This window comes from Neobacillus camarae (assembly GCF_054950115.1).
The window spans coordinates 118,000-140,848 of record NZ_JBUCKX010000004.1; the positions used below are offsets into that span (position 1 = coordinate 118,000).

Genomic DNA, 22,849 nt, shown 5'->3' on the forward strand with positions numbered 1-22,849 from the left:
AAGGGAGGGCAGGGATTACCATGAATTATTCCTTTCTAAAAATCCAGCTACTGTATTCGTCATGTTAATGGCTTCAACGTTGTCGCTCCCGGCGCCGAGCAATTTGGTAATTTCCCGGTGTGTCAGGGTATGGTTAAAAAACAGTTCAACGTTATTTCCGGCATATCCTGCCTTCTCTGCAAAAGTGGTGAAGGCTTTTTGGTCTTTCCCGACTAACAAAATGGGCGGCAAATGTTTATTGGCAGCATAGGTGAGGGGAGAGGCATCCGCCCAAGTTTCCCTTTTGCCGCCAAACACTTCCATATAGGTGGTGTTTCTAGGTATAAAATCCATTAAATCAATTGGCCCATCCAAGTTAACTATGGTGTTAATCATTTGAAGAGGCATGCCTGCTGATGCCAGATAGTAAGGATTGGTTCCAACCAGTGTCACTAAATGCCCTCCGGCTGAATGGCCCATTAAGTTTATTTTGGCGGTATCGATATGGTAGGAAGGGGCTTGATGAAAGACCCATTGGATGGCATCGGCAACGTCCTTGGCCATTTCCTTATAAGAAACGCGGGGGGACAATTGATAGTTAACGGAAATGAAGACATAGCCTTTGTTTGTAAAAAAAGCTGGCTTTTCCGCGACATTGGATTTGTCACCATGCATCCAGCCGCCGCCGTGTACATAGATAATCACCGGGTGGGCCACTTTTGCCCCGGATAGAGGTGTGTAGATGTCCATTCCTTGCTTTGAATCACTGCCGTACATGACATGGACCTGTTTGAAGTCTTGAGCCTGAGCAGGCTGATGGATGGATGTGACAACCATGAAGACAAGGAATAAGGTGACAAATGCGCGAAAACCTGATTTGTTGAGCCGAAAGTTTGCCATCGGGAGCTCCTTTCCCTGTTTTAATCAAACGTTTGTATAAATGAGGTATCTGTTATTTTTTCCTGAAAGGATAAAATTATTAGCAAACTCTGGAAAATTTTATTTTTTTAGAAGGGAATAAAAGGAATTTTGCGAATATATTCATATAGGAGTTGTCTAATTTTTAAGAGGAGGTATTCACTATGTCAAAAAAAGTATTAATCATCTCCGGTGATGCAGTGGAGGCATTAGAGATTTATTATCCGTATTTTCGCTGTTTGGAGGCGGGCTTTGATGTGCAAATCGCCGCACCGTCGAAAAAGAAGCTGCAAACCGTTGTCCATGATTTCATCGGCTGGGATACGTATACAGAAACAAAAGGTTATTTAATTGAGGCGCAGGTGGCGTTTGAGGACGTTAACCCGGAAGAGTATGACGGATTAATTATTCCTGGGGGCAGGGCACCCGAATATATCCGGTTAAATGAGAATGTCCCTAAAATTGTCGCCCATTTCTTTGAAGCAGGCAAGCCGGTGGGGGCGATTTGTCATGCGGCGCAAGTTTTAACCTCTGTCCGCCAGTACTTGGAAGGCAGGGAGATGACTGCTTATATCGCCTGCAAGCCTGACGTTGAAGCATGCGGTGCCACTTATATTGAAAAGACCCTTCATGTTGAGGGCAATCTCGTATCAGGCCATGCGTGGCCCGATCTGCCTGGCTTTATGAGAGAGTTTATTCAGTTATTAAAATAGCAAAAGGAAAAAGGAATCGAGGCAGCTGCTGCTTCGGGTTCCTTTTTTTCTTTTAATAGAACTGGTTTATGCATGTGGTTGGGGGAGTGGTGCGGGAGAGGCTGTCAGTGCCCAAAGGGGGAAAAGAGAGAAAACGGTCACTGAAAGAAGGCCCCCAGTTTGGGGAAATCATCACAAATCCATGTGATTGGCGGTTCTTTAAAATATTTCTGGATTGGCCGCATACATATTAGTAATAAGTTTTAAACTTCAGGAGGAACTCCATGGATATAATCGTTCGATCGAGTGATTCTTTATGGTATTATAGCCAGATGTTTCACATGAGCCTGCAGCTCATCCTGGACTCTAATCGGGGGATTAACCCCAATCAGATCCATGCCGGACAACGTATCAAGATTCCCGGTTTTGTCGCGCAGGAGTATCGGCTTAACCCAGGTGATTCCTTTTATTCTATCGCCCGTTCCCGGAATCTGCCCGTTGATGCCATGCTTCTGGTAAACCCTGGAGTAAACCCGAACCGGCTGCTCGTCGGGCAGTATGTGAAAGTTCCCTTAAGGATTACATGGAGATTGGTCCAAGGGCGGCAAAATTATGATTACAGCCGAATGGTGAATGATATTACACGACTGCAAACGGTATACCCCTTTATCCAAATGAATTCAATTGGGAATACAGTACTCGGCAAACAGATTCCCGAGCTGTTGATTGGAAACGGGAGCAAAAGAGTTCACTATAATGCTTCTTTCCATGCGAATGAATGGATCACAACGCCGGTATTGATGACATTTATCAACGACTATTTATTGGCAGTAACGAATTCCACTCCCATCCGCGGAATTGCGATGGACACTTTGTACCAGCAAACCATGTTATCCACCGTTCCAATGGTAAACCCCGATGGCGTGAGTCTGGTTCTCAATGGTCCGCCGGAAAATGAAACGTGGCGGGCAAGAGTCATCCAATACAATAAGGGCAGCACGGATTTTTCCGGCTGGAAGGCCAATATTCACGGAGTGGATTTGAACGACCAGTTCCCGGCAAAGTGGGAGGATGAGCGGGCCCGCAATCCGAAACAGCCGGGACCGAGGGATTATGGCGGAGAAAAACCGTTACAGGAGCCGGAGGCCATCGCCATGGCAGACCTGGCACGAAAAAGGGATTTTGCCCGGGTTTTGGCCTTTCATACTCAAGGGGAGGTCATTTATTGGGGGTATGAAAATATGGAACCGCCGGAATCGGAAGTCCTGGTTAAAGAGTTCGGCCGGGTGAGCGGCTATAAACCGGAACGGACAATTGATAGCTGGGCTGGATTTAAAGACTGGTTTATCCAAGACTGGCGCAGGCCTGGATTTACGGTGGAACTGGGAACGGGAACAAACCCTCTCCCCATCTCACAATTTGATGAAATCTACCAGGAAACATTGGGAATCTTCCTTGCAGCACTATATATGTAAGGAGAATTATGCAAATAAAAAAGCCGGCTCAGGGTCATTTGAGCTGGCTCTTTTATGTATGGTTCGTCACTTTATATAATGTTCCTCACTGTTAAAAACAGGTTCCGCTGTATTGGGCAGATACCAAAGGGTCTTAAGAGGAATTCCATTCTCCGCGAACATGGCTGCAAGCTCCTCCATAAAAATGCCGCGGATCGGGTCACAGGACGGGCTGCTTTGGATGCCAAGAATTCCGTCAATCTCATAGCCGTTTTTTTGGTAATCTTCGGCCTGAAACAGGACAGGCTTGAGGATTTCACGGCAATGCTTCCGGTAGTTCGCGGTATTGTATTGCTCGTAAGTCATAGACGGCCGATTCAATCCGAGAAAAGTAAATTCCGGACAGGGAAGCTGTAAAAATCCGTAGCCTTGTTTCATGGCCCATTCCACAGCCGACAGGATAGCCCCCTCCGCCCTTGCCTCCTCGGCAATGACCGTGTTCTGATTTAAAATGCAATGAGAAACAATCAGGATCTTTTTACTACGCTGCATGGCGTTTATCCTTCTTTACTAGTTTTGAAAAATTGGGCAGCCGGGTGACCATGAACATGACCAGCAGACAGGTGATGATTTTATCGACAAAGTTACCGGTAATCCTTGAGATAAACGTGGAGGTAAATACACTTTCACCTGCTGCCCTTAGCCATAACACCACCACATCCATGCCGCTGCCGTTTAATCCCCCGTAGACGGCAACTGCAATCGGAGTGCCGATTAACGGGGCCACAATCGATAGAATGAGCCCTGTAATCAGCGCGACGTACCATTTGGTAAAGTCAAATTTTTTCGCCATATAGCCAACGACCAGTGCAATGGCTACATTTACAAGGCCAAAGAAGATAGCTGATGGACCTGTTGTCACGCCAAGCACCACATTGGTTAACAGGCCGGCCAAAGCTCCCCACCAGGGGCCAAATACCACGGCCACCAGCACGGTGCCGATGGTATCAAGAAATAATAGCGGAATTTTAAAAGACGACACGACAGTGCCCAAAATGACGTTTAAGGCGATCCCCATCGCTGAATAGGTTAAAATCATGGTTTTACTTGCTTTCATGTTTTCCTCTCCTCGATAAACTTAATGTGAATAATAAAACCTTAGCAAACTCTTTGATAATCGGCCGGTTTTCCGCATCCTTCAGGGTGGTGAAATAAAAACTGCGTTGGATGGGGTCAATATGTTCAATGATTCGGATTCGATTTGCTTTCACGGCAGGCTGTGCGGCCAGCTTTGAAATAAAGCTGATTCCAAGTCCGGCTTCAACGGCGGCAATCACCCCCTCTGTGTTTCCGATAGCTAAGCTAAAGGACAAATCACTCAGTACCAGGCCATGTGCGGCCAAGTATTCTTCCATTTTCTTTCTTGTGCCCGAACCTTTCTCTCTCACAACAAACTCATATGGATGCAGCCCTCTCACATCCGAGTCGATGCTGTCAACGAGTGGATGATGATTCGGAGTAATGACGACCAGCGAGTCATCCGTCAGCTGCCGGGAACTCAATTTTGCAGAAGCGGGTTGCATTCCAACAATGGCGACATCAATTTGTTGATTGAGAAGTTTCTTGAGAGTGTCTTCCGAATCACTGATTTCAATCGTGATATGTACCTTTGGAAACTGGTCGCGGAATTTTTTGACCAGTCCTGGTAGTAGATAAGTACCGGGAATGGTACTGGCACCAATGGTCAAGTTACCGGTTAGAGTATTTTTAAATCCATGCAGGTCATCACAAAGCCGCTGCCATCTAGTTGTCATTTCTATTGCTGCTTGATAAACCAATGTACCGGCTGGGGTAGGCTGAATTCCCGACATCCCCCGGTCTAATAGTTCAAATCCAAGGTCCTCTTCTAAACTCTTAATCTTAAGCGAAATGGCTGGCTGCGAACTGTTGAGAACAGCGGCAGCTTCAGAAAAACTCCCTTTTTGCACAACCATAATAAATGCTTCCAGTTTATTAAGATTCATATGCTTTCTCCGTTGATATTATAAATTTTTATAGATAATATAAAAAATATTTATGAGGTATTCAAAAAAATAACAGAATTTTCATCTGCTAATTCATATTGTAATCCGTCTTGCAGGATTTTACTAGTGGGGGTCAATAGATAAATAAATCAAACGATTGATTAAAAACACACCAAAAATTAAATAAACGTTTAATTAAATGCCATTTAACGGCCGGTATAACTGACTCATTCAGGTTTAATTAATCGTTTGTTTAAATAAGTTCTGAATTTAATCAAACGTTTGATTAAAAATAGTCTAAAAATCAAACAAACGTTTAATTAAAAAACGAATAAAAGCGATATAGCTGGCTCCACCGAGTTTAATCAAACGTTTGTTTAACACAATAAAAATAAACGTTGATTAGACATTCCCGTCACAGAGTGCTATCTTCGATGGGGGGTGAATCGGGGTGTTTTCACGAATCTATTTTGTTGAACCGCTTGTCATGATCGCAACTCTCATCCGCTGGCTGTTATTATCCACCATAACGGGAGGCATTGTTGGGACTGGAACAAGCTTATTTTTACTGGCGTTAAATTACTCTACAGGTCAAACATCCACGATTCCATTATGGCTGCAAATGCTGCTGTTGCCGATCGGCGGGATGTTAAACGGACTTATTTTAGCTTATGGATACCGGAATGCATCAGCGACTAAGGACTCTACAATCACAGCAGTCCATGAACAGGCAGGAATCCTGCCGGTCAAAACGATGTGGGTCAAGCCGCTTACGGCCATTATTACCTTAAGCTTTGGCGGGTCTGCAGGAAAAGAAGGGCCATGCTCCCATATAGGGGGATCACTTGCCTCTTTATTTGGCCAACTGTTCCGGTTAAACGCTGAAACACAGAGACGGCTGGTTGCTTGCGGGGTGAGTGCCGGCTTTGCGAGTGTATTTGGCACCCCAATTGCAGGTGCCATATATGGAATCGAGGTATTGACAATTGGCAGGCTCCGCCACGATGTGATCTTCCCGGCCATTATTGCAGGAGTTGCCTCTTATCAGGTAAGCAAGATGTGGGGAATCTCCTATAAATATTTTCCCATTGAACTTCCTTCCCAATTTTCAGGCGTGCTGTTCCTTAAGATGATCTTGTTTGGAATCCTTTGCGGATTGGTTTCATGGCTGTTCATAGAATTATTTGTACAAGCCCGGACATTTTTTCAATATATCGGAAAACAGTTTCATATTCACAAACCGTTCTTGCCTTTCATTGGCGGACTTGTTTTGTCAGGTCTGATTTTGGTTTTGCCGGTGGATTACTTGGGACTTAGCCTGCCGCTGATGGACCGCGCATTAAGTGGAGCGGAGGTGCCGGCATTAGGTTTTCTTTGGAAGGCACTGTTTGTTGCGATTACGCTTGGTTCGGGATTTTATGGTGGTGTCGTAACGCCGCAGTTTGTAATTGGTGCCTTGTCGGGAAATGTATTAGCCCATTTGATGGGTATTAATCCTGCTTTGGGGGCGGCGATAGGGATGGCATCCGTGGTCGCTGCAGCCTCCAATACGCCAATTGCTGCCATCTTTATGGGCTTGGAGTTGTTTGGGGGCACAGCAGGGGTCTATCTGGTCGGGGCCTGCATAACGGCCTATATTACGATTGGCCATAGAAGTGTCTACCCGGACCAGCTTGTAGCCTATCCGAAATCCATGTGGATGTATTTAACTCCGGGGCTTTCATTAGAAAAAGAAAAAATCCATGTATCCTATGGATTGTTGCGAAAAATGAAACGGTGGGAGTACCGGCAAAAGAAAAGGTTTGCCCGGATGCACAAAAAATAGGCCGTTATAACAACGGCCCGTACAGTAAAATGGAGCACTTTTTAATGCTCCTTTTGGCCGAAAGGAAAGTATAAAACTTGCCCTTCAGCATATGTGCGACAACGACTTTGTCTTCGCCCTAATCGGCGAGTTTTTTTATTTGGCGGCATTGTTCATAATCAATTTTATAAGAAAACCAACAATCAACCCAGGGATGACAGATAACATGGGCAGCCAAATCGGTCCAAAGAAAATGCCAAAGGGCTTGAAAATAGTTGAAAAAATTAATCCGACTGTTACGAAATAGGCTGAAAAAACAAACGGCAAAAAAGAATTCTTTTTCTTTCCCCCTCCTGCGTCTTTAAAGGCATCCCACATGGCAAAGAAGTACACACAAGGGTAAAACATCAGCCACTGGAAATCAATCTGCTGAATGGCCTTTTCAATCTCGCCATGAAAGCTTGAAATAATGGCTAAATTAAACTTCGCTTGTACATTAATCAAAATTTCTAAAATGACAAAGACAATCCCCTTAATCCACTTGCCATTTAAAAATTGCCCGAATCCAGGCAGGGCTATACTCCACAATAATGCTTCAAGTCCGTTCCGCACATTCTTCTAGTCCTTTGCCAAGTTTTCTCGATTTGCACTGATAGGTGGTTGCCGCAAAATTTGGTTTGCCATCATATTCACGCCCCGCTCCTTAATAGATCTTTCAAAAGGTCTCGAATCAAGATAAAGATAGTATTTCGCCGAAAATAAAAACTATGATTAGAAACCACAAGCTCCATTCAAAGAAGAATTGATATAGGTAATTTATCCTATAAACGAAAAATATTTCAACACGTGCAACTTTTTGATATGGTAAAACGTGGTTATAGTGAAAAGGGGGAGCGATAGTGGAACTTGATCAGGCCTATCGAGCATATGTGAATGACTTATATCGTTATCTATTCTCTCTTTCAAAGGATCATTTTATTGCAGAAGACCTAGTTCAAGAAGCATTTTATCGTGCATATGTACAGCTAGAGGATTATCAGATTTCGAACATACGGGCGTGGCTTTTTAAAGTAGCTTATCATGCATTTATTGATTTTCAAAGAAAGAGTAAACGCTTAGTGGTCAGGGAAGACCCATTAGAGGGAACCGGCTTTACAAAAGAGACACCAGAAGGCCGGCTTTTGGAGAAGGAAAGTTTTCAATTATTGCTGGGGGATATTCATTCATTGAAGGAACAGGAGCGGCATGTCATCCTATTATGTGATTTTCACCAACTCAGCTACAAGGAAGCTTCAGCCATCCTTGATATAAATGTCAATACGTTAAAAAGCTTGTTACATAGGGGAAGGAAAAAAGTGATGGACCGGGTAAAGGAAAGGAAGAAAGCCAATGACTGAGGATAAAAACCAAGTGGACCAAGAATACGAAGTTTATCTGAAGGAATCATTAGATGGCATGGATCAGATACCAAGTTATCCAGAAAAGAAGCAAACTGAATTTGTAAAGATTGGAAAGAGCATGGCACGGAAAACAAATATCATGATCAGTCTTGCGGTGCTGCTCCTGATTGTTCCGATCATGACATTGGCGACCTATTTGTACTACGGGACTGACAGCAGGGCAGACCGGCTGATTGAAGTGGCAACGGACACGATTTATGTCACAGAGCCGAATATGAGCCTGAAAAAATTAGACGTTGAAGACGATATCGGCTTTTTTTCGATGAATATCACGTTTGATGTTTTTAAACGGATCGGAAAAGAGGATTATAAGGCTGGCGACTACGATATTCATTTTCTGTTAGGCCAAGCAGAATTCCCTAAAAAAAATCTTTTGCTAGATCGCCCTTTGGCGGAAAATCCTAGCAAAGAGACAGGAGTTTTGTTTCATCCGGACGCCATTATGCCATATTCAGCCAAAGACGGCTGGGATACATTAAATAAACTGCCAGACGGAACGGTGTCGGAAATCTATGTATCGTTCGATCACTTGATGGACCCGCAACAGTTGGAAAAAAGTTTGCCGCAAAATATGGAGCTGCGCTGGGTGGCAGTAGACACGGGATTGGAAAAGGTACAGGTGGACAAAGAGGGGGTGCCGATTACTCCATTAGGGTATCCGGTACAGCCTGACCAAGAAACATGGTCGCCGTTTAAAGACGGAGACAATCAGCAGGCTTTCCTTGATATTTTGTCCCAGCTTAAGAAAAACGAGGCTGTTGCAGAAAAGGTGGCCAGAGCAAAATCGTTATCCATTAGCAGCCGGCTGGCTTATATAAAAAAACATGGAATTAAGGTGTATGGTGCGGTCATTACTGGCCCAACAGAGGAATTACGGAAGCTCCACGACCGGGAAGACATTCGTGCTATAAAGATAGGGGAAGTGAAATTATGGAATTGGGAATAAAAGATAAAGGCTTTTTTCGGCGCATCCCGGCAATTTTCGGATTTTTATCTTTTCTTTCGGCTTTGATTGCGTTAGCCGGGTTAAATGTGGGGCTTTTGATTCAAGGAAGTGTATTTTTTGGATTGTTTGTGTTCCAGTTGCCGTTTGTCGGCTTTTTCTTGGGGATTGTCGGGCTGTTCACGGAGAAACGTTCCCGGCTTTTTGCCATCTGGGGATTCTCATTATGTCTCTTCTTACTGGTGTTTGCGTTTTTAATGATTATTTTATCGTTGGGAATTAATTACAAACCATAAATAGATGGTCATAGAGGCGTTGCAAACATTTATCCTTCCATAACATGGAGGGATTTTTTTATGAAATCTCATAAATGGACCGGCATATGGGGATTCTAATAGAAAAAACACGTTAATAAAAGGGAGGATCCAAATGATTTATATATATCATGATTTCGGAGGTACGCATACGACTTCCTTGGCGGCTGCTTATCATCTTAACCTCTTGAACGATCCCTCCAAGGTTCTAAGTAAAGAGGAGGTGTTAGCCGTACCTTATTTCAATAAATTGAAGAAACAAGATGCGGGAAAATTTATTTTTCACGGTGAAGACGAGGAGGGGAATCCTGTATATACAATAGGAAAACGTTCAGACAAGCTTGTGCTTCCCTCCATCTATCACTTAAGTGAAATCATGACGGACCGTTATGGCATAAACGAGAAAATCATTTTTTCCAATACATCTCCCGTTGTCCCGCTTGCCATGACTCTTGGCGGGTTTTTCTCCAGAGGATTGGGCATTGACTTCATCGGTGTACCCCTGCTGGTAAAAGGGGCACAACAATGTTGCAAACACATTTATCAACTAGTTGACCGGACAAAGAAAATGGCGAAGGAAACAGAAACACAGATTATTTTGATTAATAATCATAAGTTTCAAGCCTAAATTCCTTTTTGAGTTTTATAAAAACTCCTGTCTTAAAGCTGACTTTTTAGGGCAAATCCTCTCCTCAAAGGGCATTTTCTTGGCTTTTCATTCATACAACTAAATCGAGTGCCTAAGCCATAAAGAGAAGTAAAACATTTTCCGTTCCTAAAACCTCACTAGAAAACAAACTACTGTACTCCACCAAAAAATAACTCAAAACACCTCACCCTACATCCATCCACCCTGCACAGTAATACATCACCGCAATGGGGGCCTGTCCCCCGACATGGTAATGCGTCACCGCAACGGGGGCCTGTCCCCCAATATGGTAATGCGTCACTGCGGTAGAGCCAAATTAAATTGCTAGTATTTATGATTGATAGAGATTTTAGTTAGTAGGATTCGCTTTTAGTGAAAGGGGGAACTATGTTTGCACATCATCGGTAAAGGCATTACCCGTAAAGATGCTTTTGAAAAGGTAACCGGGCATGCGAAATACACTGCCGATTTTGAGACAAAGGAGATGCTCCATGCCCGGACTGTCATAAGTCCTTTTGGGCACGCGCTGATTAAACGGTTAGATCTAACGGAGGCTCAACAAATTCCAGGGGTAAGAGCCATTGTTACAGGGGATCATCTTCCGCTTACAGGAGAAGAATTGCGGGATCGCCCGCCAATTGCCGTGGACCGGGTCCTGTTCCACGGGGAGGTTGTAGCCATCGTCGTAGCAGACACCCCCTATTTGGCTATGAGAGGGGTAGAGGCGATAAAGGTTCAATATGAGCAGCTCCCTGTCGTCAATTCCCCATCAGAAGCACTAAAGCCTGAAGCGCCGCTGCTTCACCCCAATCTGGATCAATATGAAAAAATCCAAGGGGTATACCCGGAGCCTGGCACCAATATTGCCACCCGCACAAAAATCCGCAAGGGTGACCGAACGAAAGGATGGGCTGAAAGCGAAGTCGTGGTCGAGGAGAAGTTTGCCTTCCGGACATCCGACCATGCTGCCATGGAGACGAGGTGTTCCCTCGCCCGAATACATCCGGGAGGAACCATTGAAATCACTTCCTCCTCCCAAGCGCCATTTATGATAAAAAAACTGATCGGACAATATTTTGGAATTCAGCCTGGCACCATAAAAGTTAATACCCCTCTGGTGGGCGGGGCGTATGGAGGAAAAGCTTCTGTCCAGCTGGAAATCTTGGCCTACCTTGCCACCAAGGCAGTGGGCGGACGATTAGTGAAAATCATGAATACCCGTGAAGATGATATGCTCACCTCCCCAGGCCATATTGGGCTTGAAGCCCAAGTAAAACTGGGCGGCACAAAAGATGGGGTCCTGAAAGTGGCTGAACTTCTCTACCTATGGGATGGCGGCGCCTACTCTGATAAATCGATTGATTTGAGCAGAGCGGGAGCGGTTGATTGCACGGGTCCCTATCATATTGAAAACATTTGGTGTGATTCGCTATGCATGTATACGAACCATCCGTATGCAGCCCCGTTTAGAGGATTCAGCCATTCGGAGGTGCATTTCGCGTTTGAAAGAACCATGGATGTTCTAGCAAAAAAATTGAACATGGACCCGCTTGAGCTGCGTTATAAAAATGCCATATTGCCGGGGCATACAACCCCCACCCAATTCCGCTTAAATGCCAGCACGGTTGGAAATGTGCCCAAATGCATTGAAAAATTGAGGGAGTTAATGAATTGGCAGGAAGGGCAGGTCACTAACCTTGGCCAACATATGGTGAGGGCAAAAGGGATTGCCTGTACCTGGAAAACCTCTACCATTGATCCCAATGCCAGTTCCGGAGTTATTCTCACCTACAATCCCGACGGAAGCATTAATCTCATTTCCGGCGTCGTTGAAATCGGAACGGGAACCAAGACGGTTCTTGCCCAAATCCTTGCCGAACAATTAAAAATGGACATCAAAGACATCCATGTCCAAATGCATGTGGATACAGTCAATACTCCAGAACATTGGAAGACAGTGGCAAGCAGGGGAGTTTACATGGCAGGAAGGGCCGTTTTGGCGGCTGCAGAAGATGTCATCAGCCAATTAAAAAGTTTAGCGTCATTTATTTTGCGTGCCCCCATTGAGGATGTGGAGGTGGGCTATGGAAAGGTCTTTTTAAGAGGTGAACCAAGCAAATCGATTCCGATTAAGGACATAGCCTACGGATACACCTTTCCCAATGGAAATTCCATCGGAGGGCAAATCATCGGCAGGGGCCATTACATGATGCCGGGCATTACGTATCTAGACAAAGAAACGGGGGCAGGAAAGCCAGGGCCGGAATGGGAAGTGGCCGCCCAAGGAGTAGAAATTGAACTGGATACGAGGGAATATCGCTATCGAATTCTCAAGGCAGTCACGGTGGTTGATGTAGGCAAGGTACTGAATGAGAAAACACTTACCGGACAGGTAAAGGGTGCGATGAGCATGGGGCTGTCCTTTGCAGCGAGAGAAACATTTTACTTTGATTCCCAGGGCAACGTATTAAATCCGCAATTGCGGACATACCGGCCGATCCGGTTTGGGGAACATCCAAAGTATGAGGTCGCTTTTGTGGAAACCCCGCATGTGGAAGCCCCCTTTGGCGCAAGAGGGGCAGGCGAGCATGGTTTATTAGGAATGCCGGCTGCACTCGGAAATAGTTTATCGGCCGCATTGTCAGCCGAAGTCAACTATCTGCCGCTGATCCCCGAATTATTATGGAAAATAAAAGGAGGCGGTAGATAAGTGCTGTCTGCGGATATCGAGTATTATCGGCCAGCAACCATTAAAGAAGCCACCGACCTATTCTTTTCCTTAAAAGGAGAAAAGAAGCATCCGATTTATTATTCGGGCGGTACCGAAATCTTAACGCTAGGCAGGCTGGGGTTAGTCCAGACCGGTGCGTTGATTGATATAAAAGCCATAAGAGAATGCCTGCCTTTGGAGTTTGACGGCAACTACCTGCTGACTGGCGCAGCTCTTCCGTTAACTTTTATCGAGGATGCGAACCTATTTCCCTTGCTGAGTGCCACATCCATGGGGATTGCCGATCATACGGCAAGAAATAAAATCACACTTGGCGGAAATTTGTGCGGGCAAATATTTTACCGTGAGGCCGTGCTGCCCTTTCTTTTGTGCGACAGTTTGGTCGCCCTGGCCGGGCCAAATGGAGCAGAACAGCTCCCAATCCAGCAAATTTTTAATCAAACCTTTCATCTTGCACAAGGGCAGTTTATTACCCAGCTCCTGACGGAAAGGAAATATATCAATCTTCCTTTTGTTAGCATAAAAAAACGTCAGCAATGGGAGACAGGATATCCGTTGCTGACCGTAGCGGCTATTAAGGTTGAGAACCAACTGCGATTTGCCTTCAGCGGATTGTGCCCATTTCCCTTCCGCTCCAAAGAATTGGAGGATGAATTGAATTCTGCCGGCTTGTCGCTGCCTGAAAGAATCAAAAGAGCCATCGGCCATATCCCTGGCCCAGTGCTTCATGATGTCGAGGGGTCAAGCGAGTACCGTTTATTCGTCCTCGAAAATACTTTACATGAAATAATAGTAGAATGGGGGGGAAGATAGTGGCCGCAACGCCAATGAAAAAAATAACCGTCACTTTAGAGGTCAATGGAGAAACCCGTCAAGTGGAAATCCGGCCGGCGGACACGCTTCTCTATGTCCTGCGGTCACAACTTGGCTTAACAGGAGCAAAACCCGGCTGTCTTAACGGGGATTGCGGCGCATGTTCGGTTATGGTAAACGACACGGTTTATAAATCATGCATTATGCTTGCGGTTGAAGCGGTCGGTTCCAAAGTGACCACGATAGAGGGCTTAAAGGATTCTCCTATTCAAGAAGCTTTCGTTAAAAACTTTGCCTTTCAATGCGGTTATTGCACACCAGGCTTTATTATGAATTGTCAGGCACTGCTGAAAAACCATCCCCAGCCAACATTTGAAGTCATCAAGGAATGGCTTTCCTCCAATATCTGCAGATGCACATGCTATGAGGAAATACAGGAAGCGGTGATGTCGGTAGTCCATAAGCGGGAATAATCACCCAACCAATAGAATCGGCAAACTAGACCATGGACACTTCCTGTCCATGGTCTTTATTGAGCCGGATTGCAAATCGCGGTTAATATATGGTAGAGTAAAAGTAAGATCAATTGACTATAGAACTAATTTAGTCAAAAAGGAGGGACCCGAGTGGCGCCCGATCGCAGAAAAATGATTGTCGATGCGGCAACCAAATCGTTTTCCTTGTTCGGCTATAAAGCCACAACGATGGACCAAGTGGCAAAGCTGGCCAATGTGGGAAAAGGGACAATCTATACCTTTTTTAAAAACAAGGAAGAGCTGTTTGAGGAGATTATGTCTTCACTTGTAAAAGAAATGATTTCGGAAGCAGAAGCCGTATTGCAACCCGATTTGCCGTTTACGGAGAATGTTCATCGCGGGCTGTACCGAATTTTAGAATTCCGTTCCCGGCATCAGCTGATGATAAAACTTGCCCAAGAAGAAAAGGAAATGGGGACCATTGCCGTTTCGGACATGCTCCAGCATGTAGAGGACGAAATTATTGCCTATATAAAACAAAAAGTCGAAGCGGCCATGACTAAAGGGGCTATTCCCAAAATCAATCCGGAAATTACCAGCTTTTTGCTGCTGAAAATGTATGTCGCCCTTTTGTCCGATTGGGAAAGGAATCATGAACCATTAAGCTCGGATGAGATTGCTGAACTGATGAAAGGTTTTTTGTTGCGTTCATAATGGAGGCAACATAAAAAGAAGAGGATCCCTTACCTCTTCTTTTTATTTAGCGATTCTTTTTTGTCCCGCTTTCCGGCTGCTTCGTGAGCCGCCTTGAATCAGGGTCAATGAGGGTGATCCCTCTCTTTTGGCAAATTTACGGTTAGTATACTTACCAGTCGATAAAACGATAAACTGTCCCCGTTTGCTATGTTGAGCCTGTTCCGACATCAGAGATAAAAAGGTTCCCATCAAGATGGCCAGAAACGAGCCGAAAAGAATTCCCAATCCTAAACCTGTTAGAAAGTAGTTCACAACACCGTTGGTTAGAAATCCTGTCACTAAAAGAATGAGACCGAGGCAGCTTGCATAGCCAGCTGTTTTTTTCATGAACAATAGTGCTTGTAAATGTCTTTTTTGCAAACCCTTTCACCCCTTTTTGAATATTTTACCATCAATTTTCACAAAATTGTCAAACTTTTTTAAAAAAAGTTATTGAATTTTTTATACTAGACAATTTGGTGTATTCCTACATCGGTTTTGTCTCATAGAGGCCTTATATAAGACAATTTGGCCAATTCCTACACCGGTTTTGTCCCATAAAGGCTTTATATGAGACAGTTTGGCCTGTTCTTCCATCAGTTTTGTCTCTTAGAAAAAGGACCCGCTTCACAGGTCCTTTTCGAATACCTACTGTTTAGTTAGGTTCTGCTGAGCCATCTTGACCAGCTCGCGGACCATGCTTCCGCCAAGCCGGCCGCCGACCTTTCCGGCCTGTTCCGATGTCAACTGTCCGTTATAGCCTTTTTTAAGCGGAACACCCACTTCCTGGGCGGCTTCAAACTTGGCATTCTCGGGGCTCTGCGCTTGAACAACCCTTGCTTTCAATTGGTCCAAGCCGGTTCTGGCTTCTGGAACAAGAATTTTATTTCGTCTGGCCATCGATATCCCTCCTTTACTCTTTAGAATTTCCGAACTAAAAAAATTCATCAACGTCACTGGCAAAAGCCGTATGTTTCCAGTATAATATCTGGTAATTCATACAATTAAAAATCAATGACAAAGAGAGTAGTTATCCCGGAAGCTAAAGCGAATCAGGGACGGTGCAAGCCTGATGTTAACCGGATAATGAACCGCACTTTGGAGATGCCTGCCTGAAAATAAGTAGGGCACGCCGGAGACTACTCCGTTATGCAGGAAAGCTGGTTCAATTCGAACAATTAGAGTGGTACCGCGGGAAACTGTAACTCTCGTCTCTTTACATAAGAGGCGGGAGTTTTTTATTTTTTAAAAGGGAGGAAAAAGAGATGACGTATAAGAAAGTGTTTGCGGAGGAATTGGCCGCAGCTCTTGGTGGAGAATTAGAGATTGACGCACTGGCGCAGCTGATAGAAAAACCTAAAAGCCTACAGCATGGAGATTTGGCGTTCCCTTGTTTTGCACTCGCAAAAATGAAACGGAAAGCCCCGAATCTAATTGCCCAAGAGCTCTCCGGAAAAATTCAATCGCCGATGTTTGAAAAAATAGAAGCCGTTGGGGCTTACGTAAACGCGTTTTTAAATAAACAGCAAGTGGCGTCAGATATCGTGAATCAAATCATTACCCAGCAGGGGGAGTACGGGGCGCAAAATACGGGGGATGGCGGCAAGGTGACGATCGATATGTCCTCGCCCAATATTGCCAAGCCGTTTTCCATGGGCCACCTGCGGTCTACGGTTATCGGAAACGCTCTTGCTCTGATAGTAGAAAAATGCGGGTATCAGCCGATTAGAATTAACCATCTTGGCGATTGGGGCACGCAATTCGGCAAACTCATCAGTGCATACAAACGCTGGGGTGATGCCGAAAAGGTCCAACAAAATCCGATTAAGGAATTGTTGACCCTGTATGTTCAGTTCCACGCCGAAGCAGAGACAAACCCAGCCTTGGACGATGAGGGAAGAAGCTGGTTTAAAAAACTCGAAGACGGTGACGAAGAAGCGCTGGAACTTTGGCAATGGTTCCGCGATGAATCACTAAAAGAATTTTCACGGATTTACGATTTAATGGGAGTGAAGTTTGATTCCTTTGCCGGTGAAGCTTTTTACAATGATAAAATGGACCGGATTGTCGATTTGCTAGAGGATCAACAGCTGCTTGTCGAGTCCGACCAGGCACAGGTGGTGGAGTTGACAGAAGAACAGCTGCCGCCATGCCTCATCAAAAAATCGGATGGGGCGACGCTTTATGCTACCCGTGATTTGGCCGCTGCGCTTTACCGCAAAGAGCATTATGACTTTGCCCAATCCCTCTACGTAGTGGGTCACGAACAAAGCCTGCATTTTAAACAGCTAATCTCGGTGTTGAAAAAAATGGGCTTTGCCTGGGCAGACCAAATGGTCCATATTCCATTCGGGATGATGCTGAAGGACGGAAAGAAAATGTCGACCCGTAAAGGCAAGGTCGTCCTATTGGAAGAAGTGTTGGCAGAATCGATTGATTTGGCCCGCTCCAATATTGAGGCAAAAAATCCATCACTCCAAAACAAGCATGAAGTAGCCAAGCAAGTCGGCGTCGGCGCGGTTATTTTCCATGATTTAAAAAATTTCCGGATGAATGATATCGAATTTTCCTTCGAGGAAATGCTCCGTTTTGAGGGTGAAACTGGCCCCTATGTCCAATATACCTTTGCAAGAGCTTGTTCCATATTGCGGAAAGCCGGTTGGCAGGGAGCGGCATCATTGCAAACATATGAATCATCTTGGGAAAAGGAATGGAAGGTTGTCAGCATGCTAATGGAGTTTCCAACAAGCATTAAGCGGGCCTGCGAAAATTATGACCCGTCCCAAGTGGCCAAATATATCATCGACTTAGGGCAAGTATTCAATAAATATTATGCCGAGGTCAAAGTATTGGAGGAAAGTCCGGAGAAAGAAGCCCGTTTAGCCCTTGTTTACAGTGTGACTGTCGTCCTGAAGGAAGGCTTGCGCCTATTGGGTATTTCTGCACCCGAAGAAATGTAAGTCATTTTATTTCAAACAAAGGATAAAATGGTATAAAATGGTTTTGGATTAAGAATGGGGAGGTATTGGGATGAGTGAGCAAATATTCAAAACGATGGAACTGACAAGGAATTACTTTTTAAAAACGGTTAAAGGGCTGGACGAAACAATCGTGGATGTGCAGCCGGACGGATTCAACAATAATATCCATTGGCACATCGGCCACGTCTTAACCGTTACCGAGCAGTTTATGTTTGGTTTTCCAAAAAAATCAACTCAATTAACGGAGCAGTATATGGAGTGGTTTGCAACTGGAACGAAACCAGCAGACTGGAAGGGAGAGGTTCCGTCCGTCCAGGAATTGGTTGCCCAGCTGCAAGACCAGTTGCAACGCATGAAAGAAATTCCGGCTGAGAGTTTTAATGAACGCCTCAAGACTCCGTTTCTGGGCCAAGAAACCTTTGGGGAACTGACTAGCTTTGCCTTATTCCACGAAACGATGCACTTGGGCCAAATTCAGGCAATGAAGCGCGTGGTTGCGGCTGCGAGTGTTAAGTAATGACCTAATGAACGTTTCTACATCGTAGAGACGTTTTTGCTTTTTTTTCATCATCTGGGTAAACTACACAAAAAGTGAGGAAGTTAAATGGACCAACAAATAGGAAAACCGAAAGAGAGAATATGGACAAAAGAGTTTATTTTTATCGTGTGTGCCAATTTTTTTATATTTTTAGGATTTCAAATGACTCTTCCCACCATTCCACTGTATGTGGAGAAATTAGGGGGAAATAATCAGCTAATTGGAGTCGTGGTCGGAATTTTTACCTTTTCGGCCTTGTTGCTGAGGCCTTTCGCGGGAAACTGGCTGGAAACAAAGGGACGGGGGATTGTGTTTTTATCGGGATTGGCGATATTCGTCATCTCCGTTGGTTCGTTCGGGTTTATGGCCAGCATCGCTTTATTATTTATGATGAGGGTGGTTCAAGGAGTCGGCTGGGGATTTTCAACCACTGCTTCAGGCACGATTGCAACGGACTTAATTCCTCCAACCAGACGCGGCGAGGGGTTGGGCTATTATGGGTTATCGGGTAATATTGCCATGGCCATCGGACCATCCCTCGGTCTTACTTTATCCGGGTTTTTACCGTTCAAGCATTTATTTTTGATTAGTTCGGGATTGGGCCTATTGGCTTTGTTGCTGGCATCGAGAATTAAATACAAAAAAGCCGAGCCCGGAAAGGTGAAGGCGAAACTTGCGGTTTACGAAAAAAGTGCTTTAAAACCTTCCGTTCTATTGTTCTTTCTGACGGTTACCTTTGGCGGAATTGCGACGTTTCTTCCGTTATACTCTGCCGAGAAGCATGTGGCCGGCATCCAATTGTACTTTCTTCTGTATGCCTTGGCCACATTGGCAACAAGGGCCTTTGCCGGACAGCTATATGACCGCAGAGGCCATATAGCCGTATTTGTGCCCGGAAGCCTTCTGGTTTTAATTGCCATGTTCTTATTGGCTTGGCTTCCTAACAGCATGACGCTTTATACGGCTGCAGTCCTGTACGGGCTGGGGTTTGGTACCGTTCAGCCAGCCTTGCAGGCATGGGCGATTGAAAAGGCCCCAATGACCCGCCGGGGATTGGCCAATGCGACATTCTTTTCATTTTTTGACTTGGGAGTCGGAATTGGTGCCATGACGTTTGGGCAAATTGGCCAGATGTTTGGTTATAGCGCCATTTACTGGACTTCGGCTGTATCGGTCCTAATTTCTATTTTGCTTTATGTGTTTTTTATGTTTAAGGAACATGTAGGATACGTGGAGCAAGGGCGCTGATTTTTACAAAAAGCCGTGCGGGCATGAGGCCTGCACGGCTTTTTTGCTGCATTTGAAGTCTTATACAGTCTTTGAGAATGGTCCTGCTCCCGCGCTTTTTTTATTGGCATAAATAGGATGACACCTTTTTTTGTAAACAGAAAAGAATATACCTATGAAGTTTTGTCTTTATATTGTTGAATTAATTGTCTACATTTTCACCGGACATGTGTTAAAATCAATCGGTATTTTACTCTTCAGGTAGGTGACAGCTTTGCTTACATCCTTTAAGCGATTATTAATCGGCCGGCCTCTAAAATCCACAGAGCTGGGCGAACAAAAGTTGAATATTTTTAAAGCACTGGCGATTTTGTCTTCTGATGCCCTATCGTCAGTGGCCTATGGAACCGAGCAAATTTTGATCGTGCTCGCGACCATCGGGACCATCGCCTTTTGGTATTCCGTACCGATTGCCGTTGCTGTCTTATTCCTTTTGGCAGCACTGATTTTATCGTATCGGCAAATCATTTTTTCCTATCCCCAAGGTGGCGGGGCTTATCTTGTTTCTAAAGAAAATATCAGTGAAAAGGCCGGGCTGATTGCCGGCGGCTCTTTATTAGTCGATTACATCTTGACGGTTGCCGTTAGTGTGTCCGCGGGCACGGATGCCATTACATCCGCGTTTCCCGCATTACATCCCTATACCGTCTTGATTGCGTGTATTTTAGTAGCATTTATTACGGTTCTAAATCTGCGAGGAATCACAGAATCGGCCACTGTTTTGGCGTATCCGGTTTATATGTTTGTGATCGGTCTATTTGTTTTAATCGGGGCCGGCTTGTTCAAAATGGCAACTGGCCATGTTCCTGCTGCCAACCACGTTGCCCTCGGAACACCTGTTTCGGGCATCACCTTATTTTTGCTTTTACGGGCATTCGCATCAGGCTGTTCGGCTCTTACCGGGGTTGAGGCCATTTCCAATGCGATTCCTAATTTTAAAGATCCCGCTCCAAAGAATGCAGCCAAGACACTCGTGTTGATGGGCACTTTGTTAGCCATCCTTTTTTCCGGGATTACCTATTTGGCATATTATTATGGAATTGCTCCAAAACCTGATGAAACGGTTGTATCTCAAATTGCCAAAGCCACATTTGGCCGCGGCTATCTCTACTTTTTTATCCAAGGTACCACTGCACTGATTCTGGTGTTGGCAGCCAATACGGGCTATTCAGCATTTCCGCAATTGGCCTACAACTTGGCGAAAGATAAGTTTATGCCTAGACAATTCACGATGAGAGGCGACCGTTTAGGCTATTCAAACGGAATCCTATCGCTGGGGATTGGATCCATCCTATTGATTATTGCGTTTCGTGGACAGACGGAACATCTTATCCCGTTATACGCGGTTGGGGTATTTATCCCATTTACCTTGTCGCAAACGGGAATGATTCTGAAATGGGTCCGGCAAAAGCCTGCAGGTTGGATAGCGAAGTTAAGTGCCAATTTAATTGGTGCTTTAATCACTTTAACCGTGCTCATCATTCTGTTTATCACTCGTTTTGCCCAGGTTTGGTTTGTTGTCATTTTCCTGCCGTTGATCGTTTTATTGTTCATGAGAATTTACAGGCACTATGAAGCTGTAGGGGAGCAGCTCAGAATTGATCCTGAACAAATGGCGGAAGAAATTAAAGGCAATGTGATTATCGTTCCTGTTGCCGGTTTTACGAAGGTTGTGGAGAACTCCATTAACTACGCCAAGTCGATTACAGAGCAAACCTATGCGGTATATGTTTCGTTTAACAGAGAAGATGAGAAACGATTTGAAGAAAAATGGAACCAATTGCACCCGGAAGTCCGGTTAGTGACCTTGCAGTCGCAATATCGCAGTGTATTGCAGCCATTGTCAAAATTTATTGATATAATTGACCATAAGGCAAAAGAAAATAATTATCAGGTAACCGTGCTGATACCGCAATTTATTCCAAAGAAGAACTGGCATCATGTGTTGCACAACCAATCCAGTGTCTTGATTCGAGCGTACTTACTTTACAAAAAGAATGTGATCGTTTCAACACTGCCATACCACTTTGTGAAGTAAACGAGGAACGGAAGGCCTGGGGGGGAGAGGACTATGGATTTTTTAGTTGCAAATAAATGGGTGATACTGGTCAGCCTTGAAGTTTTGGCTTGGTCATCCACTTTTTTTCTGCTCTATGCCAGGTACGGTCTGAAATCAGACTTTTGGTTTAAGGTGGCGACCGTATTATTCGCTTTAACAGGAGTCATCCCGCAGGTTTTAATGGGCATTGTCAATTTCATTTCGACCAGAAAAATCGATCTATTTACCCTGATCATTGTTCTGCTTATCGTCTATGGCTTTACGATTGGGAAAAAACATGTCAAAAAGCTCGATGAATGGGCGAAGAAAAAATTTGCTAAGCAGGAGTCCTGATTAGCGCAAAAAAACCACCTTACTTGGTGGTTTTTCTTGTTCTTTTGAATAAAAAATAGATGGCAATCAATACGACTGCGGCAATGATAATGGGCATGACATAGGGCTGGGCATATTCTTTAATATGAGACCAATTTTTCCCCAATACCGACCCTAAGTAAAGGAACAGAACTGTCCAAGGAATAATGGCTGCCACGGTATAAGAAGTAAATCGGACTGGGGACATTTTGGCAATGCCGGCAGGAATGGAAATCGCGTGGCGTACCACGGGAATGAACCGTGCGCTGAAAATCACGCCTGCTCCATATTTTTGAAACCATTGTTCGGCCACATCAATCTGTTTCTTTTTAATGAACACATATTTACCGTACTTTTCCAAGAAAGGCCTGCCGCCATAATAACCGGCCCAATATAAGAACAATTGGGCAATCGTACCGCCAATGGTCCCGGCAATCACAGCTCCAACGAAATTGATATGTCCCAGAGAAATCATGTAACCGCCATAGCCCAATACAATTTCACTGGGGATAATTTCTATCATTAAACCGAGAGCTATTCCGAAGTACCCTAACTGTGCCAAGAACTCTAAGATTGAATAAATAAAATCGCTCATGCTACACCTACACTTATGTAATGACATTTTCTTTAGTTTATAATAG

Annotated in this window: 24 protein-coding genes and 1 other annotated feature; of the genes, 16 read left to right on the forward strand and 8 right to left on the reverse strand. The window is 44.6% G+C overall.

All coding sequences use genetic code 11. The annotated features are described in order from the left end of the window. Positions 1 to 15 precede the first annotated feature (15 nt). Positions 16 to 879 (reverse strand): alpha/beta hydrolase, encoded by an 864-nt coding sequence (locus tag ACY8D0_RS21950; RefSeq protein ID WP_462412621.1) that lies wholly within the window; start codon positions 877 to 879, stop codon positions 16 to 18. 182 nt (positions 880 to 1,061) lie between these two features. On the opposite strand from ACY8D0_RS21950, the gene ACY8D0_RS21955 reads away from it, so the two are divergent. Together ACY8D0_RS21955 and ACY8D0_RS21960 are read left to right on the forward strand one after the other, a co-directional pair. Beyond that, positions 1,062 to 1,610, forward strand: a complete 549-nt coding sequence (locus tag ACY8D0_RS21955; RefSeq protein ID WP_462412622.1) for a DJ-1/PfpI family protein — start codon at positions 1,062 to 1,064, stop codon at positions 1,608 to 1,610. A 263-nt stretch (positions 1,611 to 1,873) separates the two neighbouring features. Further along, the gene (locus ACY8D0_RS21960) at positions 1,874 to 3,064 is read left to right on the forward strand and encodes a M14 family metallopeptidase (protein WP_462412623.1); all 1,191 of its coding nucleotides are present in this window, start codon (positions 1,874 to 1,876) and stop codon (positions 3,062 to 3,064) included. Positions 3,065 to 3,130: 66 nt separating this feature from the next. On the opposite strand, the gene ACY8D0_RS21965 is transcribed toward ACY8D0_RS21960, so the two are convergent. From ACY8D0_RS21965 to ACY8D0_RS21975, 3 genes are read right to left on the reverse strand one after another with little or no spacing between them, the layout of a single operon-like run. Beyond that, positions 3,131 to 3,595 (reverse strand): CD3072 family TudS-related putative desulfidase, encoded by a 465-nt coding sequence (locus tag ACY8D0_RS21965; RefSeq protein WP_462412624.1) that lies wholly within the window; start codon positions 3,593 to 3,595, stop codon positions 3,131 to 3,133. Beyond that, entirely contained in the window at positions 3,585 to 4,160 is a 576-nt protein-coding gene (locus tag ACY8D0_RS21970; RefSeq protein WP_462412625.1) for a CD3073 family putative ECF transporter S component, read from the reverse strand. The genes ACY8D0_RS21965 and ACY8D0_RS21970 overlap by 11 nt, the downstream gene beginning before the upstream one ends. Continuing rightward, positions 4,147 to 5,067, reverse strand: coding sequence for a selenium metabolism-associated LysR family transcriptional regulator (locus ACY8D0_RS21975; RefSeq protein ID WP_462412626.1), 921 nt, complete (start codon positions 5,065 to 5,067; stop codon positions 4,147 to 4,149). Before ACY8D0_RS21975 ends, ACY8D0_RS21970 begins: the two co-directional genes overlap by 14 nt. Before the next feature lie 451 nt (positions 5,068 to 5,518). Between ACY8D0_RS21975 and ACY8D0_RS21980 the strand changes: the two genes are divergently transcribed. Continuing rightward, a complete protein-coding gene (locus ACY8D0_RS21980; protein ID WP_462412627.1) occupies positions 5,519 to 6,892 on the forward strand; it encodes a chloride channel protein in 1,374 nt (457 codons plus the stop codon). 135 nt (positions 6,893 to 7,027) lie between these two features. On the opposite strand, the gene ACY8D0_RS21985 is transcribed toward ACY8D0_RS21980, so the two are convergent. Next, positions 7,028 to 7,483 carry a hypothetical protein gene (locus ACY8D0_RS21985; RefSeq protein ID WP_462412628.1) on the reverse strand — a complete coding sequence of 152 codons (456 nt, stop codon included), beginning with the start codon at positions 7,481 to 7,483 and terminating at the stop codon, positions 7,028 to 7,030. Positions 7,484 to 7,770: 287 nt separating this feature from the next. Between ACY8D0_RS21985 and ACY8D0_RS21990 the strand changes: the two genes are divergently transcribed. The 8 genes from ACY8D0_RS21990 (at position 7,771) to ACY8D0_RS22025 (ending at position 14,971) form a co-directional block, all read left to right on the forward strand. Next, entirely contained in the window at positions 7,771 to 8,268 is a 498-nt protein-coding gene (locus ACY8D0_RS21990) for a sigma-70 family RNA polymerase sigma factor (protein WP_462412629.1), read from the forward strand. Beyond that, positions 8,261 to 9,277: an anti-sigma factor gene (locus ACY8D0_RS21995; RefSeq protein WP_462412630.1), complete on the forward strand. Its 1,017-nt coding sequence runs from the start codon at positions 8,261 to 8,263 to the stop codon at positions 9,275 to 9,277. The genes ACY8D0_RS21990 and ACY8D0_RS21995 overlap by 8 nt, the downstream gene beginning before the upstream one ends. After that, a complete protein-coding gene (locus tag ACY8D0_RS22000) occupies positions 9,262 to 9,570 on the forward strand; it encodes a hypothetical protein (protein WP_462412631.1) in 309 nt (102 codons plus the stop codon). Before ACY8D0_RS21995 ends, ACY8D0_RS22000 begins: the two co-directional genes overlap by 16 nt. 133 nt (positions 9,571 to 9,703) lie before the next feature. Continuing rightward, positions 9,704 to 10,216, forward strand: a complete 513-nt coding sequence (locus ACY8D0_RS22005) for a DUF3189 family protein (protein ID WP_462412632.1) — start codon at positions 9,704 to 9,706, stop codon at positions 10,214 to 10,216. Between the two features lie 412 nt (positions 10,217 to 10,628). Continuing rightward, complete coding sequence (locus tag ACY8D0_RS22010) at positions 10,629 to 12,947, forward strand: xanthine dehydrogenase family protein molybdopterin-binding subunit (RefSeq protein ID WP_462412633.1); 2,319 nt, start codon at positions 10,629 to 10,631, stop codon at positions 12,945 to 12,947. Further along, complete coding sequence (locus tag ACY8D0_RS22015) at positions 12,948 to 13,781, forward strand: FAD binding domain-containing protein (RefSeq protein WP_462412634.1); 834 nt, start codon at positions 12,948 to 12,950, stop codon at positions 13,779 to 13,781. 14 nt (positions 13,782 to 13,795) lie between these two features. Then, positions 13,796 to 14,254 carry a (2Fe-2S)-binding protein gene (locus ACY8D0_RS22020; protein WP_462413151.1) on the forward strand — a complete coding sequence of 153 codons (459 nt, stop codon included), beginning with the start codon at positions 13,796 to 13,798 and terminating at the stop codon, positions 14,252 to 14,254. A gap of 153 nt (positions 14,255 to 14,407) precedes the next feature. Next, the gene (locus ACY8D0_RS22025; RefSeq protein WP_462412635.1) at positions 14,408 to 14,971 is read left to right on the forward strand and encodes a TetR/AcrR family transcriptional regulator; all 564 of its coding nucleotides are present in this window, start codon (positions 14,408 to 14,410) and stop codon (positions 14,969 to 14,971) included. Positions 14,972 to 15,013: 42 nt separating this feature from the next. Here the strand turns inward: ACY8D0_RS22025 and ACY8D0_RS22030 are convergent, their stop codons facing one another. Both ACY8D0_RS22030 and ACY8D0_RS22035 read right to left on the reverse strand, forming a co-directional pair. Continuing rightward, a complete protein-coding gene (locus tag ACY8D0_RS22030) occupies positions 15,014 to 15,373 on the reverse strand; it encodes a hypothetical protein (protein ID WP_462412636.1) in 360 nt (119 codons plus the stop codon). Between the two features lie 267 nt (positions 15,374 to 15,640). Continuing rightward, positions 15,641 to 15,892, reverse strand: coding sequence for an alpha/beta-type small acid-soluble spore protein (locus ACY8D0_RS22035; protein WP_462412637.1), 252 nt, complete (start codon positions 15,890 to 15,892; stop codon positions 15,641 to 15,643). 105 nt (positions 15,893 to 15,997) lie between these two features. After that, positions 15,998 to 16,211: a binding site (T-box leader), on the forward strand. Positions 16,212 to 16,257: 46 nt separating this feature from the next. Between ACY8D0_RS22035 and argS the strand changes: the two genes are divergently transcribed. From argS to ACY8D0_RS22060, 5 genes are all read left to right on the forward strand, one after another. Continuing rightward, positions 16,258 to 17,952, forward strand: coding sequence for an arginine--tRNA ligase (gene argS, locus ACY8D0_RS22040; protein ID WP_462412638.1), 1,695 nt, complete (start codon positions 16,258 to 16,260; stop codon positions 17,950 to 17,952). A 70-nt stretch (positions 17,953 to 18,022) separates the two neighbouring features. Next, positions 18,023 to 18,490 (forward strand): DinB family protein, encoded by a 468-nt coding sequence (locus ACY8D0_RS22045; RefSeq protein WP_462412639.1) that lies wholly within the window; start codon positions 18,023 to 18,025, stop codon positions 18,488 to 18,490. Positions 18,491 to 18,577: 87 nt separating this feature from the next. Next, positions 18,578 to 19,759 (forward strand): MFS transporter, encoded by a 1,182-nt coding sequence (locus tag ACY8D0_RS22050; RefSeq protein WP_462412640.1) that lies wholly within the window; start codon positions 18,578 to 18,580, stop codon positions 19,757 to 19,759. A 253-nt stretch (positions 19,760 to 20,012) separates the two neighbouring features. After that, the gene (locus ACY8D0_RS22055; RefSeq protein WP_462412641.1) at positions 20,013 to 21,836 is read left to right on the forward strand and encodes an APC family permease; all 1,824 of its coding nucleotides are present in this window, start codon (positions 20,013 to 20,015) and stop codon (positions 21,834 to 21,836) included. Positions 21,837 to 21,869: 33 nt separating this feature from the next. Beyond that, positions 21,870 to 22,190 carry a hypothetical protein gene (locus ACY8D0_RS22060; RefSeq protein ID WP_462412642.1) on the forward strand — a complete coding sequence of 107 codons (321 nt, stop codon included), beginning with the start codon at positions 21,870 to 21,872 and terminating at the stop codon, positions 22,188 to 22,190. Positions 22,191 to 22,209: 19 nt separating this feature from the next. On the opposite strand, the gene uptA is transcribed toward ACY8D0_RS22060, so the two are convergent. Beyond that, positions 22,210 to 22,803 carry an undecaprenyl phosphate transporter UptA gene (gene uptA, locus ACY8D0_RS22065; protein ID WP_462412643.1) on the reverse strand — a complete coding sequence of 198 codons (594 nt, stop codon included), beginning with the start codon at positions 22,801 to 22,803 and terminating at the stop codon, positions 22,210 to 22,212. Positions 22,804 to 22,849: the final 46 nt, after the last annotated feature.